The organism is Amycolatopsis sp. NPDC050768 (assembly GCF_040654155.1).
Lineage (GTDB): Bacteria > Actinomycetota > Actinomycetes > Mycobacteriales > Pseudonocardiaceae > Amycolatopsis.
In genome coordinates this window covers 269,096-286,118 of the sequence record NZ_JBFAHL010000003.1, presented here as the reverse complement: position 1 = coordinate 286,118, position 17,023 = coordinate 269,096, and the positions used below count along the sequence as shown (strand labels likewise).

Genomic DNA, 17,023 nt, shown 5'->3' with positions numbered 1-17,023 from the left:
CCATGGACCTCAAGCTCAGCGGCAAGAACGTGCTGGTCACCGGCGCCGGCCAGGGGCTCGGCCGCGCGATCGGGATGGCGTTCGCCGGCGAAGGCGCCAACGTCGCGTTCCACTACAACACCTCCTCCGACGGCGCCGAAGCCGCAGCGAAGGAAGCGGCCGCGCTCGGTGTGAAGGCCATCGCAGTGGGCGCGAACCTGCGTGACGGCCACTCGGTGCGCACGGCCGTCGACGACGTGGTGGCGCAACTCGGTTCGATCGACGTGCTGGTCAACAACGCCGCGGCCACGCAGAGCAAGCCGTTCCTCGAGACCACGGAAGAAGACTGGGCGCCACAGATCGGTGTGACGGTGGAGGGCACGCTGCGGATCACCCAGGCCGTCGCGAAGCAGATGGTCGACGGCGGTGGCGGCGCCATCGTGAACCTCATGGGCGATTCCGGCCGCGTCGGCGAGTCACGGCTGCTGGTCACGGCCACCACGCGCTCGACCACGGTCGGCCTCACCAAGTCGCTCGCCAAGGAGCTGGCCCGCCACGGAATCCGCGCCAACGCTGTTTCCATCGCGCTCGTTCAGACGTCCAGTTTGGACGACCACACAGGACACGCGGACGACGCCAAGATGAAGAAGATCCTGTCGGCATACCCGTTGCGCCGCCTGGGGCGCGCCGAGGACGTCACCCCGACCGTGCTGCTGCTGGCCTCCCCGCTCTCGTCCTGGACCACGGGACAGATCGTGTCGGTCAACGGCGGCTACACGATGCCGTGACGACCATGGAGGAGAACCCTGCCGGCGCCGTCGGGAAGGTCGTGCGGCGCAAGGAAGACGCACGGCTGATCACCGGGCGTGGGCGGTACGTCTCCGACCTGCAGCTGCCGCGGATGCGCCACGTCGCGTTCCTGCGCAGCCCGTTCGGCCACGCCCGGATCACGCGGGTTGACGCGTCTGCCGCTCGCGAGCTCCCGCGCGTGCACGTGTTCACCGGCGACCAGCCGGAGTTCGCCGCTGTGCCATTGCGAGCGCTATCGGCGCTGCCGTCCTATGTGGAGACCGAGCAGCCTTTGCTGGCACGGGAGAAGGTGCGGTTCGCGGGCGAGCCGGTGGCCGCCGTCGTCGCCGACGACCGCTACCGCGCCGAAGACGCGCTGGAGCTCATCGACGTCGACTACGAACCGCTGCCGGTGAACATCACCGCCTGGCTGCCGCCGACCGAGCCGCTGCACGCCGACGCGCCGGACAACGTCCTGCTGGAGCGCACTTTCGACACCGGCGAGGTGCCGGACGCGCTGGCCGGCGCGGACCTCGTGGTCGAGCGCGAGCTGATCACCAACCGCCACGCGGGCAACCCGATGGAGTGCCGCGCGGGCGTCGCGCTGTGGGACCCGGCGGACGACCGGCTCACGCTGTGGTCGGGCACGCAGGTGCCGCACATCGCACGCAACATGATCGCCGACCTGCTGGGCATCCCCGAGGGCAACGTGCGGGTGATCGCGCCCGACGTCGGCGGCGGTTTCGGCGTGAAAGCCGTGGTGTATCCCGAAGACGTCGCGTTGTGCCTGATCGCGCGGCAGCTGCGCGGGGTGCCGGTGAAGTGGGTCGAGGACCGCGCGGAGCACCTGCTCGCGGCCACGCACGCGCGTGATCACCGCTACGTCGTGAAGGCGGGGTTCCGGTCCGACGGTGAACTGGTGGCGCTCGATGCGGACGTGACGTGCAACGTCGGCGCATATTCGGTGTACCCGTGGACGGCGGGGATCGAGCCGCTGATGGCCGGCGGCCTGCTGTCCGGGCCGTACCGGTTGCAGCACTACCGCTGCACCGTGCGCGGGGTCGCGACGAACACGGCGCCGTCCGGGCCCTACCGGGGTGTCGCACGGCCGGCGAGCGTGTTCGCGATGGAGTCGGTGCTCGACGCGGCGGCGGCCGAGCTCGGGATGTCCGCTTTGGACATTCGACGGCGGAACCTGATCACGCCGGAGGAGATCCCGTACCGGATGCCGTCGCGGCTGGTCGACGACTCCGGCTGGTACGGCGAGTGCCTGGAGAAGGCCGTGGAGTCCATCGGGTACGAGGACTTCCGCGCGGAACAAGCCCGGCGTCGGTCGGCCGGCGAGAACCCGATCGGTCTCGGGCTGGCCTGCTACAACGAGCTCACCGGCTTGGGCCGCGCGGCCGCGGCCGGCCCGCGGATGCCCTTCCGCACCGGCCACGACGCGTGCACCGTGCGCGTGAACCCCGACGGCCGGGTGACCGTGCTGTCCGGCGTGACGTCGCAGGGGCAGGGACTCGAGACGACCGTGGCACAGATCGTCGCGGACGCCGTCGGAGTGTCCTATGCGGACGTCGACGTCCGGATCGGCGACACGAACGAATCACTGTGGGGCTTCGGTGCGTTCTCCTCGCGGCAGGCCGTGATCGGCGGTGGTGCGGCGCACCGCTCGGCGGTCACCGTGCGGGAGAAGATCCTCCGGCTCGCGGCCGAACTGTACGAGGCCAATGTAGACGATCTCGGCCTCGTGAACGGTGACGTGCGCGTCGCTGGCGAGGCCAAACCCGTCGGCACGCTGGCCGAGCTGGCGCGCGTCGCGTACCTGGAGTCCAACCGGTTGCCGCAGGGCATCGAGCCGGGACTGGAGGCCACGCAGTTCTACGACCCGATCCGCGGAGCCTTCGCGGCCGGCGCGCAGGCCGCGGTCGTCGAGGTGGACCGGGCGACGGGTGAGCTGAAGATCCTCAAGTACGTGTGCGTCGAGGACGCCGGCACGGTCATCAACCCGCAGGTCGTCGAAGGTCAGATCGCCGGCTCGATCGCGCAGGGCATCGGCGGCGCGCTGTACGAGCACCTGATCTACGACGAGGGCGGCAACCTGTCCACGGGCACGCTGATGGACTACCTCATGCCGACCAGCGCCGAGGTGCCCGAGCTCGTGATCGGTCACCTTTCGCACCCCGCGGACAACCCGCTCGGCGTCCGCGGCGTCGGCGAGGGCGGCACGCTCGGGCCGAACGCGGTGCTCGCGGGCGCGGTCACCGACGCGCTCGGCGTGCAGGTCCCACACCTGCCGCTGACGCCGGGCGCGATCTGGGAGGCACTGCGATGATCACCACCGAGATCCACGGCGAGGTCGGTGTCATCGCCCTCGACCGGCACGAGCGGCGCAACGCGCTGGACGTCGAGCACTGTGTCGACCTGCGCAAAGCAGTTCTGGACGTCGGCCCGCGGGTGCGCGCGCTGGTGATCACCGGCCGGGGTACGAGCTTCTGCGCAGGGGCCGACCTCGGTGGCGTTTACGGCGACGGGTTCCGCACGGCGCTGTACGGCGCGCTGCGCAGCGTCACGGCGCTGCCCGTGCCCGTGCTCGCGGCCGTCAACGGGCCCGCGATCGGCGCCGGCACGCAGCTCGCGATCGCCTGTGACCTGCGGGTGGCGGCGCCGTCCGCGGTGTTCGCGGTACCGACCGCGCGCAACGGCCTGGTCGTGGACCCATGGACGGTCCGCCGCCTGGCGTTACTGGCCGGCGGAGGGGCTGCCCGGGCGATGCTGCTGGGTGGTGACCGGCTGGACGCTGGTCTTGCTTTTCACCGTGGACTCGTCGACCGCCTGGGTGACCTCGATGCCGCGTTGGAGTGGGCCGCCGAGATCGCCGATTTCGCGCCATCGTCTCTGAAGTATTCGAAACAGGCGCTGGACACGCTGTTCGAAGGCGCGCCGTGGGATTCCACTTTGGACACTGCGTTCGAGGAAAGCTGGCCGCGGGAGGTGTCGAAGTGAAACCGGCACCGTTCGACTACGTCCGGGCGCACAGCGTCGACGAGGCCGTGCGCACGTTGGCCGAGGCCGACGGCGACGGCAAAATCCTCGCCGGCGGCCAGAGCCTGATGCCGGTGCTCGCGTTGCGCATGGCGCGCCCGCAGGTCCTGGTCGACGTCAACCGGATCCCCGGATTGGCCACGATCACGCCCACCGGCGAAGGCGTCCGGCTCGGCGCGCTGGTCCGGCACGCGCGGCTGATCGAGCAACCGCACCACCCGCTCCTCGCCGAGGCCGCACGTTGGATCGGGCACACGGCGATCCGCTCGCGCGGCACGAGCGGCGGCAGCATCGCGCACGCCGACCCGTCGGCTGAGCTCCCGGTGGTCGCCGCCGCGTTGGAAGCGACCGTCCACATTGCCGGGCCAGGTGGTGTGCGCGTGGAGACGGCGACCTCGTTTTTCGCGGGACCACTGGAAACCACGCTGGCCGAGGACGAGATGATCACCGCGGTAGACCTGCCGGTGCCGTCGAGGTGGGGGTTCGCCGAGTTTTCCCGACGGCACGGTGACTTCGGGCTCGTGCTCGTGGTAGCGGCCGAAGTGGACGGTCGGTGGCGGCTCGCGATCGGCGGCGTCGGAGGGGTACCGCTGCGTCCGGCGGAGGCCGAGCAGCTGCTGAACGACGGCGCCGATGTCGATGCCGTCGCCGCGGCCGCCGCTGCGGAAACCCAGCCGCAGAGCGACATCCACGCGTCGTCGGACTACCGGCGGGCGATGACGGCGGAGTTCGTCCGCCGTGCCCTGGCACCTCACGGGAAGCGAGCCGCGGCATGAGAGCCGAGTTCAGCGTCAACGGAACCCGTTACGACGTCGACGTCGAGCCGCGCCGGACGCTCGCCGACGCGTTGCGCGAGGACCTCGGCCTGACCGGCACGCACCTGGGCTGCGAGCACGGCGTGTGCGGCGCGTGCACCGTGCTGGTGGACGGCGAGCCCGTGCGCGCGTGCCTGATGCTCGCCGTGCAGGCGGACGGGTGTTCCGTCAGCACGGTCGAGGGCCTCGCGGCCGACGACGGCACGCTGCACCCGTTGCAGGAAGCGTTCTGCGCGAAGCACGGGCTCCAATGTGGATTCTGCACACCCGGCATGTTGATGACGGCGCTGGACCTGCTGGACCGCGAACCCGCGCCCTGCCGGGAACGCATCCGGGAGGAGATGTCCGGCAACATCTGCCGGTGCACCGGGTACGTCGGGATCGTCGACGCGGTGGAGGCCGCGGCGCAGGAGCTGAACCCGCGATGAGAACCGCCGCCTGGCTGCGGCTGGCCGACGTGCCGGCCTCGGCCGCGCGGGAGACGTGGCGAGTGCTCGAGCGCCACGGCTGCGCGACCTTCTACGTCGACGGCGATCTCACGTTGTGCGCGGCTCTGGCGGTGGAGACCACCTCGGCTGAGATCTGCTGTTTCGTTGCGCCTCGGCCCGCGGAGGTGCTGCCCGGCGCACGGACCGTCCAGTACCTCAGCGACGGCCGCTTCGTGCTCGGGCTGCGTCCGGCCGATGACGACGACGGCCCGTTCGGCTCGATCACCGCGCACGCCCGCCTGGCCGAGGAAGTACTCGGCGCGCTGGGCCCGGTGCCGATCACGGTGGCCGGCAGCCGGGGTACCGTGCGATTGGCGGCGGAGTTCGCTACGTGCCGCCAGACCATGGACGTTCCGGGCGAACCGGACGACCTGGCCGCCCGCTGCGCCGCGCTCGGCCGACCGGTGCCGACCAGCTCCGTCGTGGTGACGCAGCGGCGGGAGTTCGTGGCGGACGAGGTCGTGTTCCCGGTCGACCGGCCGCTGACGGATGCCGAGTTCGCCGGTTTCGGTGCGCTCGTGCGGGGGAGGAACTGGTGACGGCAGGCTAAACGCGCGCCGCGGTCAGCGAAGAAGTGGTGCTGGACACGGCGCTCACGCTGTTCGCCGAACGCGGTTACCACGGCACCGCGCTCAGCCAGATCGCCGACGTGCTGCGGATCCGTACCCCGAGCCTCTACAACCACATGCGGTCCAAGGAAGACTTGCTGCGCGCCATTGTGGACTGCACGACCGCCGCGGTGCTCGACGACTTCGAGCGCGTGACCGGCGAAGACGGCGATTGGCCAACCCAGCTCGCGCGGGCCACCCGCGTGTACGCGTTCCGCCACGCGACCCACCGGCGCGAGGCGCTGGTGGTCAACCGCGACACCGATTGTCTCGGCGAACCACATCGCACGCGGTTCCAGGACCGGCGCCGCCGGCACGAGCACGCCTTCCGCAGGATCATCGCCGGTGGCGTCGACGCGGGGGTGTTCCACGTGGGCTCGCCCGCGCTGGCGTCGTTCGCGATCCGCGAGATGTGCGTGAGCATCGCCCGCTGGTTCCGCGACGACGGACCGATGCCGGCCGACGCCGTCGCCGACGAGTACAGCCGGTTCGCACTGCAGATCGTGGGTTCGCGACCCTGAGCTCCCGGGGTGGTCACCCGTCGGTCACCACCCCGGAGTGTCCTCAGAGGTCGGTGGCGACGCCGCGCTCGACGACCTTCACCTCGGTGCCCTGCGGCGCGAGGTTCTCGAACAGGCCGTAGTGCAGCGCGGGGCTCGACAGCACCGCCTCGTGGATCGGCACGGACTTGCGCGGCGCGACCGCCCGCAGGAAGTCCACCGCCTCGCCGGCCTTGAGCCACGGCGCGCCCGTCGGCAGGCCGAGCACGTCGATCTTCTGCTCGGGCACGAAGAACGAGTCGCCCGGGTGGTAGAAGGCGCCGTGGTCCAGCACGAAGCCGATGTTCGGGATCACGGGGATGTCGCTGTGGATGACGGCGTGCTCACCGCCCACCACGTTCACCGCGGTGCCGCCGATCTCGAAGGCGTCACCGACGTTCGCGACCTCGTACTGCAGGTTCAGCTTCTGCACGGTCTCGACCGAGCCCGGGTCGACGATCAGCTTCGCGTCCGGGTTCGCCGCCAGCACCTTCGGCAGGCGCTCGCCGTCGATGTGGTCGAAGTGCTGGTGGGTGATGAGGACGGCCGACAGCTCGCGCTCGCGCTCGAAGTCGGTGGAGAACGCGCCCGGGTCGATCAGGATCCGCTCGCCGTCGGTTTCCAGAAGTACACAGGCGTGTCCGAAATGGACGATCCGCATCAGGATTCTCCTTCACACATGGTCACATTCACCCTATGCCCGCGCAGAGCGCGTCGCCAAGCTCGGTCCGCCGGTAGAGCACCCGGTGGCCCTGGCGCGTCGTCGCGGTCAGGCCCGCGGCCCGCAACGCCGTGAGGTGCGCGGAAACGGTCCCCTTCGCCAGCCCGAGCCGCACGGCGAGCTCCGTGGTGGTGGCCGGCCGGTCCAACGTGGTGAGCAACATCGCCTTCGTCCGCCCCACCACTCCGGCCAGCGCCCCCGGCGCCGCCGCCGGCTCCGTCCACAGGCCGGCCACACCCCTCGCGGGGTACAACAACGTCGGCTGCCACGGCGCCACGGTCACCACCCCGACCGACGGCCACGCGAACACGCTCGGCACCAGCAGCAGCCCCCGCTCGTCGAGTGTGAGTCGCTGCCGTGCCGCTATGTCGACCAGCACGGAGTCCTTGGTGAGCCGCACCTTCGGGTGCAGCCCCTCGAACACCCCCGCCACGCCCTGCTCACCCAGCCGCCGCGTCCGGTACGCGATGTCCGCCGCGAGCACCTCCCGCATCCGCGCCCACTCCGGCTCGACGGTGTGATGCCACACGGTCTCGAGATGCTCCGCCAGCAGGTCCCGCGCCGCGGCCGGATCCCGCGGCAGCTTCGTCAGGTCGGCGTCCACCATCCCCAGCTCGACCCGCACCTGCCCCGGCGGCGTCCCCCTGACCACGGTCAACTGCTCGTCGGCTGTGGTCTCGGGCGTCGCCGGTGGTGGTGAGGGGAACTCCGTGATGTAGTGCCGCGCCCCGAGCACCGCCGCCAACTCCGGCACGTCCAGCCGCTCCTTACCCAGCCACTCGACCCCACCGGGCAACCGGCGCCTCCCCACCCACCCGCGCACCACCCCGATGACCTCCTCGAGCGGCGAGATCGCGAACCGGACTCCGGCGGTGCTGAGGACCAACTCGACCATGGATTCGGATATACCCGAACGTCAGCGGCCTCACGCTGCTTGCGCTGCCCCATCCCTCGCGGGACAGACCCCCGCCCTCCCGGGACAGACCCCCGCCCTCCCAAGGGGGGCGTCCCCAGACCCATTCTATCGGGTGGCGACGACAGAAACGGACAAAAGGCTCGCCCGGGCCACTGGTTGTCCACAACTCGCCACACCCTGTGGATGACTCGAGAAGCCACCCACAACATTCGGCCAAAAACGAATCAGTTCCGGCAAGGCGCCCGCGGAACCAGGCTCAGAGGCATGTTCACCACCACGTATTGGCGCTGGTCAGCAGGGGTTCAGTTGGCGCGGTTGCCCGCAGGGATGGCGCCGCTCGCGTTCACGACGGTGGCGGCGGCGGTGACCGGGTCGTATCGGTTCGGGGGTGTGTTGATGGCGGTGTTCGTCGTGGCCGAGATGGCGGGGGCGGTGCCGGTGGGGAGGTTGCTGGATCGGGTGGGGACGGCGCGCGGCCTCAGGACGCTGCTCGCGGTGGTCGCGGTGGGGCTGGCCGCCGTGGCGATGGCGGCCGAGGCCAACGTGAACGAAGCAACGCTGATCGCGCTCGTGGTCCTGCCGGGATTGGCAGGAGGTGGGGTCGCGGGTGGGTGCAGGCGTTGCTGGCGGCGATCGTCGACGAACACCAGCTCACCAGGGCCGTCGCCGTCGACGCGATGATTCTCGACGGGGTGTTGGTGGCCGGGCCGGTGCTGGTGGCCGTGGCGAGTGTGAGTGGTCCTTTCGTGCCGTTGTTCGCGATGGCCGGCGCGGCGGCCACCGCCGCGTGTCTGGTGCCCCGGCGGGTCGTCAAACCACGGACCAAAGCAAGAACCAAGGTCCCCCTCAAAGCCTGCCTGCCCTGGCTCGGGTGTCAGTTCACCGTCGGGCTGTTGCTGTCGACGATCGAGGTCGCGCCGCTGCCCCTGGTCGAGCGACTCAACGCACCGCCCGCGGCGGCGCCGGGAGTCGTCGCCCTGCTGTGTGGCGCGAGCATCGCCGGCAGCGCGGGCTACGCGTGGCGCGGCCGTGATCGGGGGCCGAGGCTGTTCCTCGCCGCCTTCGTGGCCGGCGGGACGCTCGTCGCGGCCAACCTCGGCTGGGCGGGCTTGATCACCGGAGTCGTGCTGATCGGCGGCGCGACCGGACCGCTCGTGACGATCGCGTCCGTGAACATGCAGCGACTGCTGCCGGAGAACCGCAGGTCGGAAGGCTTCTCGGTCTCGGTCACGGTGCAGTCGTGCGGGTTCGGGCTCGGATCGCTGGCCGTGGGGGTGCTGCCGTTGTGGCTGGCGCCGCTGCTGGGCGTCGCGGCCGCGGTCACGATCGGGTGGTCTCGACGACCCTTTCCCCGTGGTGCCCGCCGGTACGATGCTGACGGGAGCGTCGGGCGACTATTGGCACTGCGTCAGCAACCTCGTAGCCTGAACCACAACGCCGAAGAGCAGGGGAGACGCCGATGACCGCCGTCCAGCCGAAGCCGACCTCGGTCGGTGAGACCTTCGATTCGCTCAGCCCGGCGACCGACGAGGTCGTGGGCACGTACCCGGTGCACACCGCCGAAGACGTGCGCGCGGCGGTCGAGCGGGCGCGCGTGGCGGCGGAGTGGTGGGACGGGCTGGGCTTCGCGGGGCGCGCCGACCGGCTGCGGCAGTGGAAGGGCGTGATCACGCGCCGCCTGCCGCAGCTGTGCCAGGTCGTGCGCGACGAGACGGGCAAGCCGATCGCCGACGCCCAGCTCGAGTCCGTGCTCGCCATCGAGCACATCGCGTGGGCCTCGAAGCACGCGCGCAAATACCTCGGCCGCCAGCGCCGCTCGGCGGGCCTGCTCATGTCGAACCAGGCGGCGACGGTGGAGTACCGGCCCCTCGGCGTCGTCGGCGTGATCGGCCCGTGGAACTACCCCGTGTACACGCCGCTCGGCTCGGTCACCTACGCGCTCGCCGCCGGCAACGCCGTGGTCTTCAAGCCCAGCGAGTACACCCCGGGCGTCGGCAAGTGGCTGGTCGACGCGTTCGCCGAGGTCGTGCCGGAGCAGCCGGTACTGCAGCTGATCACCGGGTTCGGCGAGACCGGTGGCGCGCTCGTGACGTCGGGTGTGGACAAGATCGCGTTCACCGGCTCGACGGCCACCGGCAAGAAGATCATGGCCGCGGCGGCCAACACGCTCACGCCGGTCGTGATCGAGGCCGGCGGCAAGGACCCCGTGCTCGTGGACGCCGACGCCAACCTCGACGCCGCCGCCGACGCCACCGTCTGGGGCGCCTTCTCCAACTCCGGCCAGACCTGCATCGGCGTCGAGCGGGTGTACGTCCACGAGCGCGTGCACGACGAATTCGTCGCCAAGGTCGTGGAAAAGTCGCAGAATGTGCGCGCCGGCTCCGACGAGGACGCCCAGTACGGCCCCGTCACCATGCCCTCACAGCTTGCCGTGATCCGCCGCCACATCGCCGACGCCCTCGAACGCGGCGGCCGCGCGGTGCTCGGGGGTGTGGACAGCGTCGGCGATCGTTATGCCCAACCCACGATTCTCGTCGACGTGCCGGAAGACTCCGAAGCCGTGCGCGAGGAGACGTTCGGCCCGACGGTCACCATCGCCAAGGTCCGCGACATGGACGAGGCTGTGGACAAAGCCAACGCCACCACGTACGGCCTCGGTTCCACCGTGTTCTCGAAGTCCCGCGGCGTCGAGCTCGCCACGCGGCTGCGCACCGGCATGACGTCGATCAACGCGCCGCTCTCGTTCGCCGGCATCGCGTCGCTGCCCTTCGGCGGCGTCGGCGACTCGGGCTTCGGCCGCATCCACGGGCCGGAGGGCCTGCGCGAGTTCGCCCGGACCAAGGCCGTCGCGCGGCAGCGCTTCACCGCGCCGATCACCCTGACTTCCTTCAGCCGCAAGGAATCGACCGACGCATTGGTCGCCAAGCTCATCACGGTCATGCACGGCAAGCGCTAGGGTCTGGACCGCGCCCCGGAACGCCGGGGTGCGGTCCTCCCGAGCCCAGAAAGAGCCCGAATGACGCGTTACGGCGATTTCCAGAACGAGATCTACTTCGCCGGGCTCACCGGCCGCGTCCCGACCATGCCGATGGTCTACGCCGACCTCGAAGCCCGTGCCGCGCAGGCACTCCCGCCCTCGGTGCTGTCCTATGTGGCCGGTGGTGCCGGCGACGAGGCGACTCAGCGCGGCAACGTCGACGCGTTCGCGCGCTGGGGCCTGGTGCCGCGGATGTTCGTCGGCGCCAAGGAACGCGACCTGTCGGTGGACCTGTTCGGGCTGAAGCTGGCGTCGCCGCTGTTCATGGCGCCGGTGGGCGTGGTCGGCATCTGCACGCAGGATGGCCACGGCGACCTCGCCACCGCCCGCGCCGCCGCGCGCACGGGCGTGCCGATGGTCGCGTCGACGCTCTCGGCCGACCCGATGGACCAGGTCGCGGGCGAGTTCGGGGAGACGCCCGGGTTCTTCCAGCTCTACACGCCGACTGACCGCGACCTGGCCGCGTCTTTGGTGCAGCGCGCCGAGACGGCGGGGTTCAAGGGGATCGTGGTCACGCTCGACACGTGGGTCACCGGGTGGCGCCCGCGCGACCTGAGCACGTCGAACTTCCCGCAGTTGCGCGGTCATTGTCTCGCGAACTACTTCACGGATCCCGTGTTGCGGCGCCTCCTCGGCAAGGCGCCCGAGGAGGACCCGATGGCGGCCGTCGGGCTGTGGGCCCAGCTGTTCGGCAACCCACTGACCTGGGACGACCTGCCGTGGCTGCGGTCGCTGACGTCGTTGCCGCTGATCGTGAAGGGCATCCAGCACCCGGACGACGCGCGGCGCGCCATCGACGGCGGGGTCGACGGGATCTACTGCTCCAACCACGGCGGGCGCCAGGCGAACGGTGGGCTCCCGGCGCTCGACTGCCTCGCCGGCGTGGTCGACGCTTCCGGCGACACGCCGGTGCTGTTCGACTCCGGGGTTCGCTCGGGCGCGGACGTCATCAAGGCGCTGGCGCTGGGCGCGCGGGCAGTGGGGGTCGGCCGGCCCTACGTCTGGGGCCTCGCACTGGGCGGCGTCGACGGCGCCGTCCACGTCCTCCGCAGCCTCCTCGCCGAAGCCGACCTGATCATGGCGGTCGACGGCTACCCGACGCTCGCCGACCTCACGCGCGACAGCCTGCGGAAGGTTGGTTAGGTCGGACCTAGGTTGTGGCCAGGCTGTGGACAGCTGGTTGGGTCCGACCTAAGTGGGGATAGTAGGACCAGCCGCCGCGGCAGGCGGCCTGGAGCCATTCTCGGATCCGGGCGCCGCTGTAGTCGGACACGCCGATCGCCCGTACTTCGCGCGCCCGCACGAGGGTGTCGAAAGCGGCGGCGTCTTCGCGATCGGCGTGTCCGGGTCGTCGTTGCGGGTGTAGCAGAGGCTTATTGCCGCCGAGGTTGAGCGGGAACACGTCGATGCCGCTGGCGCCCAGTGCGCTCACGGGAGCACATCCGTGCGCAGGCGGGTCTGGACGAACTTCTCTATCCGCCAGGAGCCATCGACCTTGGCGAACTCGCCGTGATAGTGACCGTAGCCGCGCACCTTGAGGGTGCTGCCGTCGATCCAGTCCTCCATGGTGACGGTCGAGGACGCAGCCACCGGCGAGTGGACCTCGGTGGTGAAGGAGAACAGGTGGTGGATCGCGGTGGCGTCGCCGACGCTGGTGGTGATGACGTCCTCGATCTCCTTCGGGCCGGTCATCTTCATGACCTGGACGCCTTGCGGGTCATGGATCGTGAAGGTCGCTTCCGGTGCGAACAGCCGCGAGAGCTGGTCGAACTGTTTGTGGTCGGCGTAGTAGGCATACCGGGCCATGAACTGGCGGATCTCGTCGACGATGACCAGCCGCTCGGTATCGGACACCGCGAAGAATCGGCGGAATCGCTCGGCGGTGGCCTGCGGGTTGTCGAACGCGTACGCGTGGGAAGCCTGCGCAATGACATCGGTTTCGATGTTCTCGGCCACCTGTCGGGCGCCGGCCAGCAGCTGGCCGCGGTAGTAGCCGTGGTCGCCGTTGAGCACCAGCACAGGCATCGGGAGCCGGGTCGTGAACTCGGCCCGGTTGGCCTTGCCGTCCTCGATCATGGCGCCGTAGTGCTGGAAGCCGCCGCGGATGCCGTTCGGGCCGGTGAAATGCGGCAGATAGTGGGCGGCGCCGTATTCCTCCGCGTCCGGCCGCACCGAGGTCAGCCGGTAGAACGGTGTGAGGTACTCGGTTTCCTTGCCCTGCGTGAGGAACGTGGCGAGATCTACCTGGCCGTGGAAGCCGAAGCCATACGTGCCGCCTTCGGCGGACGGGTTCATCATCTCCTCGAGGCCGAAGCCGGGGATCAGCGTCTCGGAGAGCACCAGCCGGCGGACCTCGTCAGGGTGCCGTGACGCGTCCGCGTAGACCACCATGCCGCCCACATCCATGCCGACCAGGTTGATCGGTCCGAGACCCAGCTCGAGCACGATCTGCCGGCGGCGGTCGATGCGCACCTCGTAGTCGTCGATCGTGCGCCACTTCGCGGCCAGCGAGGCAACCGCTGGGTCCGAGCAGGCTGGGACAAGTACCTGGGGCGAACCCAAGGATCGGTTTGACCCAGCTGGGGACAACTGGCTGGGTCGGACCCAGCTGGGGACAACTGCCTAGGTCCGACCTATCTGGGCGCAAACTGGGGACAACTGGCTGGGTCCGACCTAAGCCGAACGGCCCCGGATCAAGTCGGCGGCCTTTTCCGCCACCATGATCGTCGGAGCGTTCGTGTTGCCGCGCGGCACCACCGGCATCACCGAGGCGTCGACGACCCGCAGACCCTCCACCCCGCGCACCTTCAGCGAAGGGTCGACCACCGCGAGCTCGTCCGAGCCCATCGCGCAGGTGCCCACCGGGTGGTAGAGCGTTTGGGTGTTCTCGCGGATGTGGTCGGTGAGGGCGTCGTCGGAGAGGTCGTGGGTCGTGGGCAGGAAGGGTTTGTCCAGGAACCGCGCGAGCGGCCCCGACTTGCCGATGTCGATCAGTGACCGCAGCGCCGTCTTCATGATGTCCAGGTCGATCGGCTCCGCGTAGTAAGCCGGGTCGATTTCCGGCTTCCACAAGGGATTCGCCGACTTCAGCCGCAACCGGCCGCGGCTGGCGACGTCGACCAAGGTCGCCGCCGAGGTGAAGCCAGGGACGGTGGGCTCGCGGAAACCGTTGTCGTAGAACAACGTCGGCGCGACGTGGATCTGCATGTCGGGAGCGGCGAGACCGTCGCGGGTCGGGAAGAACGCCCCGGCCTCGCCGATGTTCGACGCGAGCGGCCCGCGCCGCGTCAGCTGCCAGCGGATGAGGCCCGCCGGCGTGGCCGCGTCGACGAGGTCGGTGGTGCCCTTGGTCGACCAGATGATCCCGGCCGCCGGGTGGTCGTGCAGGTTCGAACCGACGCCCGCCAGCCCGGCGACGACGTCGATCCCCAGCTCACGAAGGTGCTCCGCCGGCCCGACGCCGGACAGCATCAGCAGCTGCGGCGAGTTCACCGCGCCCCCCGACAGCAGCACCTCCGCGTCGGCGCGCGCCGTGATCTCGACGCCCTTGTGCAGGTAGGTCACCCCCACCGCGCGCGTGCCCTCGAACACCACCCGCGTGGCCTGCGCGTGGGTGTGGACAGTCAGGTTCGGCCGGGTCAACGCGGGCCGCAGGTACGCGTCGGCGGTGGACCAGCGCCGCCCGCGCTTGCAGGTGACCTGGTAGACGCCGGCGCCTTCCTGGGTCTCGCCGTTGAAGTCGTCGGTGCGCTTCAAGCCCCAGGCCACGGCGCTGTCGACCCACGCGCTCGAGAGCTCGTGGGTGAAGCGACGGTCTTCGACCTGCAGCGGGCCGTCGGTGCCGTGCAGCGCTCCGCCGAGGCGCTGGTTGCCCTCGGCGCGCTTGAAGTACGGCAGCACGTCGTCCCAGCCCCAGCCGGTGGCGCCGTGGGAATCGCGCCAGCCGTCGTAGTCGGCGCGGTTGCCACGGATGTAGATCATGGCGTTGATCGACGAGCTGCCGCCGAGCATCTTGCCGCGCGGCCAGTAGGCGGGCTTGCCGGTGTGCTTCTGCTCGACGGTCTCGTAGTTCCAGTCCCAGCGCGTCTTGAACAGCGACGCGAACGCGGCCGGGATGTGGATCTCGTCGGCGGTGTCCTCGCCGCCGGCCTCGAGCAGCAGCACCCGAGCGGCCGGGTCCTCACTCAGCCGGGCCGCCAGTACGCAGCCCGCGCTGCCCGCGCCGACGATGACGTAGTCGAACGAGTCCTGACCGGCCACGATGCCTCCAGCTGCTCATGTTGGCGTGCTGTCAACGACTCATCATGGCCCAGCACGCGGGCCGGGGAAAGGCCCCGCGAGCAGCATCCTCTCCCCGCGCGGCGCGGGCCAGTTGTGACCTGCGTTTCTGTGCGCGGCACCGGACGGGCGCCGGGCGCCACGGGTCAAGTACGCTCGGCCCGTACCCCACGACCTGCGTGAATAAGGAGCAGCCTGCCGTGGCCCGAGTCGTCGTCGACGTCATGCCGAAGCCCGAAATCCTCGACCCGCAGGGCCAGGCGGTGGCCCGCGCGCTGCCGCGTCTGGGCTTCACCGGCGTCACGGAAGTGCGCCAGGGTAAGCACTTCGAGCTCGAAGTCGACGACACCGTCGACGACGAGACGCTCGCCAAGATCGCCGAGGGCTTCCTCGCGAACCCCGTGATCGAGCAGTGGACCATCCGCCGGGTGGACGCGTGAGCGCGCGCATCGGCGTCATCACCTTCCCGGGCACGCTCGACGACGGCGACGCCGCCCGCGCGGTCCGCTACGCCGACGCCGAGGCCGTGCCCCTGTGGCACGCCGACGCCGACCTGCGCGGCGTCGACGGCGTGGTAGTCCCCGGCGGCTTCTCCTACGGCGACTACCTGCGCGCCGGCGTGATCGCCCGCTTCGCGCCGGTGATGACGTCGGTCATCGACGCCGCCCGCAAGGGCATGCCGGTCCTCGGCATCTGCAACGGCTTCCAGATCCTCTGCGAAGCCGGCCTGCTGCCCGGCGCGATGATCCGCAACGTCGGCCTGCACTTCGTGTGCCGCGACCAATGGCTGCGCGTCGACGACAACACCACGGCGTGGACCAGCCGCTACGACAAGGGCGCGGAGATCCTCATCCCGCTCAAGAACAACGACGGCTGCTACATGGCCGACCAGTCCACTTTGGACATGCTGGAAGCCGAGGGCCGCGTCGCGTTCCGCTACGTGGACGGCAACCCCAACGGCTCCCGCAACGACATCGCGGGCGTCCGCAGCGAAAACGGCCGCATCGTCGGCCTCATGCCCCACCCGGAACACGCGATCGACGCGCTGACCGGACCGTCGGACGACGGGCTCGGCATGTTCCTGAGCGCGGTCGACGCGTTCGCGAAGGCCTGATTCACCGGCCGAACGTGCGGGCGAACGCGGCGTAGGCCGGTTCGCCCGCACGCCGGTCCAGCACGGCGAAGGCGACGTGCTCGAAGTGCGGCCGGGCGGCGAGAGCTTTCCGGAACGCGCCGGCCACCACCGTCGGATCGTTCTCGAACAGCCCGCAACCCCATGCCCCCAGCGCAAGCTTGCGGTGCCCGTGGCTCGCGGCGATCTCCACGACGCGCTCGGCCCGCCGCTCCAGGACGGCCGGCACGGAGGCTTCGTGCTCCGGCTGGTTGCGCTTGATCGCGCCCAGGTTGGGGGCGGCCGCGGTCAGGAACGAGACGGTTGTCGCCTCGGGCAGCAGGGCACCGTGGTCGTCGCGGAACACCGGCACGCCCGGCGAGTGGATGACGCGGTCGCTGTAGCGGAGGTCGGTGTTCGCGCGGTGATACTCGTAGAACTCCCGCGCTTCGAGCAGGCACGCGTAGAGCGCCGAGCTGCGGGCGATCGCCTCTTCCTGCGCTTGGGCACCGTTCAGGAATCCTCCGCCGGGGTTGTGCGCGGAGGCGAACACCAGGCAGGCGACGTCACCGCCGAGCTGTCGCGCCGCGGCGACGCTGGACTCGTTGGTGACCTCGATCTGCGGGGTCGCGGTGGCGGCGGGCACGGTGCCGACGGGCGTAGGCGCGCTCTTTGCCTGTTCAGACAGGTACTTCCGCGG

The 17,023-nt window shown here is 70.4% G+C and carries 17 protein-coding genes and 1 pseudogene; 12 read left to right on the top strand and 6 right to left on the bottom strand.

What is annotated here, in order from left to right; all coding sequences use genetic code 11:
• The first annotated feature begins 2 nt into the window (after positions 1-2).
• From AB0H62_RS11435 to AB0H62_RS11405, 7 genes are read left to right on the top strand one after another with little or no spacing between them, the layout of a single operon-like run.
• Positions 3-767, top strand: coding sequence for an SDR family oxidoreductase (locus tag AB0H62_RS11435; RefSeq protein WP_220245110.1), 765 nt, complete (start codon positions 3-5; stop codon positions 765-767).
• A 5-nt stretch (positions 768-772) separates the two neighbouring features.
• Complete coding sequence (locus AB0H62_RS11430) at positions 773-3,100, top strand: xanthine dehydrogenase family protein molybdopterin-binding subunit (protein WP_360585671.1); 2,328 nt, start codon at positions 773-775, stop codon at positions 3,098-3,100.
• Complete coding sequence (locus AB0H62_RS11425; protein ID WP_360585669.1) at positions 3,097-3,771, top strand: enoyl-CoA hydratase; 675 nt, start codon at positions 3,097-3,099, stop codon at positions 3,769-3,771. The genes AB0H62_RS11430 and AB0H62_RS11425 overlap by 4 nt, the downstream gene beginning before the upstream one ends.
• A complete protein-coding gene (locus tag AB0H62_RS11420) occupies positions 3,768-4,586 on the top strand; it encodes an FAD binding domain-containing protein (RefSeq protein WP_220245107.1) in 819 nt (272 codons plus the stop codon). The genes AB0H62_RS11425 and AB0H62_RS11420 overlap by 4 nt, the downstream gene beginning before the upstream one ends.
• Positions 4,583-5,053: a (2Fe-2S)-binding protein gene (locus tag AB0H62_RS11415; protein ID WP_360585667.1), complete on the top strand. Its 471-nt coding sequence runs from the start codon at positions 4,583-4,585 to the stop codon at positions 5,051-5,053. The genes AB0H62_RS11420 and AB0H62_RS11415 overlap by 4 nt, the downstream gene beginning before the upstream one ends.
• Positions 5,050-5,652: a hypothetical protein gene (locus tag AB0H62_RS11410; RefSeq protein WP_360585665.1), complete on the top strand. Its 603-nt coding sequence runs from the start codon at positions 5,050-5,052 to the stop codon at positions 5,650-5,652. The genes AB0H62_RS11415 and AB0H62_RS11410 overlap by 4 nt, the downstream gene beginning before the upstream one ends.
• Before the next feature lie 38 nt (positions 5,653-5,690).
• A complete protein-coding gene (locus AB0H62_RS11405; RefSeq protein ID WP_360585663.1) occupies positions 5,691-6,242 on the top strand; it encodes a TetR/AcrR family transcriptional regulator in 552 nt (183 codons plus the stop codon).
• Positions 6,243-6,285: 43 nt separating this feature from the next.
• Here AB0H62_RS11405 and AB0H62_RS11400 read toward each other — a convergent pair whose 3' ends face one another.
• Together AB0H62_RS11400 and AB0H62_RS11395 are read right to left on the bottom strand one after the other, a co-directional pair.
• A complete protein-coding gene (locus AB0H62_RS11400) occupies positions 6,286-6,921 on the bottom strand; it encodes an MBL fold metallo-hydrolase (RefSeq protein WP_220245103.1) in 636 nt (211 codons plus the stop codon).
• Between the two features lie 28 nt (positions 6,922-6,949).
• Positions 6,950-7,876 carry a DUF5937 family protein gene (locus AB0H62_RS11395; RefSeq protein WP_360585661.1) on the bottom strand — a complete coding sequence of 309 codons (927 nt, stop codon included), beginning with the start codon at positions 7,874-7,876 and terminating at the stop codon, positions 6,950-6,952.
• A 348-nt stretch (positions 7,877-8,224) separates the two neighbouring features.
• Between AB0H62_RS11395 and AB0H62_RS11390 the strand changes: the two are divergent.
• The 3 genes and pseudogenes from AB0H62_RS11390 to AB0H62_RS11380 form a co-directional block, all read left to right on the top strand.
• Positions 8,225-9,216: pseudogene (locus AB0H62_RS11390) on the top strand (MFS transporter); the annotation flags it as partial.
• A 140-nt stretch (positions 9,217-9,356) separates the two neighbouring features.
• The gene (locus tag AB0H62_RS11385) at positions 9,357-10,853 is read left to right on the top strand and encodes an aldehyde dehydrogenase family protein (protein WP_220245101.1); all 1,497 of its coding nucleotides are present in this window, start codon (positions 9,357-9,359) and stop codon (positions 10,851-10,853) included.
• Positions 10,854-10,913: 60 nt separating this feature from the next.
• Positions 10,914-12,077: an alpha-hydroxy-acid oxidizing protein gene (locus AB0H62_RS11380; RefSeq protein WP_360585659.1), complete on the top strand. Its 1,164-nt coding sequence runs from the start codon at positions 10,914-10,916 to the stop codon at positions 12,075-12,077.
• A 7-nt stretch (positions 12,078-12,084) separates the two neighbouring features.
• Here AB0H62_RS11380 and AB0H62_RS11375 read toward each other — a convergent pair whose 3' ends face one another.
• The 3 genes from AB0H62_RS11375 to AB0H62_RS11365 form a co-directional block, all read right to left on the bottom strand.
• On the bottom strand, positions 12,085-12,366 hold the full coding sequence (locus AB0H62_RS11375) for a hypothetical protein (RefSeq protein ID WP_220245099.1): 282 nt from the start codon (positions 12,364-12,366) through the stop codon (positions 12,085-12,087).
• On the bottom strand, positions 12,363-13,496 hold the full coding sequence (locus AB0H62_RS11370; RefSeq protein WP_360585656.1) for an alpha/beta fold hydrolase: 1,134 nt from the start codon (positions 13,494-13,496) through the stop codon (positions 12,363-12,365). The genes AB0H62_RS11375 and AB0H62_RS11370 overlap by 4 nt, the downstream gene beginning before the upstream one ends.
• A 111-nt stretch (positions 13,497-13,607) precedes the next feature.
• Entirely contained in the window at positions 13,608-15,194 is a 1,587-nt protein-coding gene (locus tag AB0H62_RS11365; protein WP_220245096.1) for a GMC family oxidoreductase N-terminal domain-containing protein, read from the bottom strand.
• A gap of 218 nt (positions 15,195-15,412) precedes the next feature.
• Between AB0H62_RS11365 and purS the strand changes: the two genes are divergently transcribed.
• On the top strand, positions 15,413-15,652 hold the full coding sequence (purS, locus tag AB0H62_RS11360) for a phosphoribosylformylglycinamidine synthase subunit PurS (protein ID WP_204092648.1): 240 nt from the start codon (positions 15,413-15,415) through the stop codon (positions 15,650-15,652).
• Complete coding sequence (gene purQ / locus AB0H62_RS11355; protein WP_220245095.1) at positions 15,649-16,326, top strand: phosphoribosylformylglycinamidine synthase subunit PurQ; 678 nt, start codon at positions 15,649-15,651, stop codon at positions 16,324-16,326. Before purS ends, purQ begins: the two co-directional genes overlap by 4 nt.
• Before the next feature lies 1 nt (position 16,327).
• Here purQ and AB0H62_RS11350 read toward each other — a convergent pair whose 3' ends face one another.
• On the bottom strand, positions 16,328-16,969 hold the full coding sequence (locus AB0H62_RS11350) for a TIGR02452 family protein (protein ID WP_360585653.1): 642 nt from the start codon (positions 16,967-16,969) through the stop codon (positions 16,328-16,330).
• Positions 16,970-17,023: the final 54 nt, after the last annotated feature.

Excerpts from the sequence above, each read along its gene's own strand:
- AB0H62_RS11425 (WP_360585669.1), top strand. The coding sequence starts at position 3,097 with ATGATCACCACCGAGATCCACGGCGAGGTCGGTGTCATCGCCCTCGAC.
- AB0H62_RS11415 (WP_360585667.1), top strand. The coding sequence starts at position 4,583 with ATGAGAGCCGAGTTCAGCGTCAACGGAACCCGTTACGACGTCGACGTC.
- AB0H62_RS11430 (WP_360585671.1), top strand. The coding sequence starts at position 773 with ATGGAGGAGAACCCTGCCGGCGCCGTCGGGAAGGTCGTGCGGCGCAAG.
- AB0H62_RS11395 (WP_360585661.1), bottom strand. The coding sequence starts at position 7,876 with ATGGTCGAGTTGGTCCTCAGCACCGCCGGAGTCCGGTTCGCGATCTCG.
- AB0H62_RS11385 (WP_220245101.1), top strand. The coding sequence starts at position 9,357 with ATGACCGCCGTCCAGCCGAAGCCGACCTCGGTCGGTGAGACCTTCGAT.
- AB0H62_RS11380 (WP_360585659.1), top strand. The coding sequence starts at position 10,914 with ATGACGCGTTACGGCGATTTCCAGAACGAGATCTACTTCGCCGGGCTC.
- AB0H62_RS11400 (WP_220245103.1), bottom strand. The coding sequence starts at position 6,921 with ATGCGGATCGTCCATTTCGGACACGCCTGTGTACTTCTGGAAACCGAC.
- AB0H62_RS11435 (WP_220245110.1), top strand. The coding sequence starts at position 3 with ATGGACCTCAAGCTCAGCGGCAAGAACGTGCTGGTCACCGGCGCCGGC.
- AB0H62_RS11410 (WP_360585665.1), top strand. The coding sequence starts at position 5,050 with ATGAGAACCGCCGCCTGGCTGCGGCTGGCCGACGTGCCGGCCTCGGCC.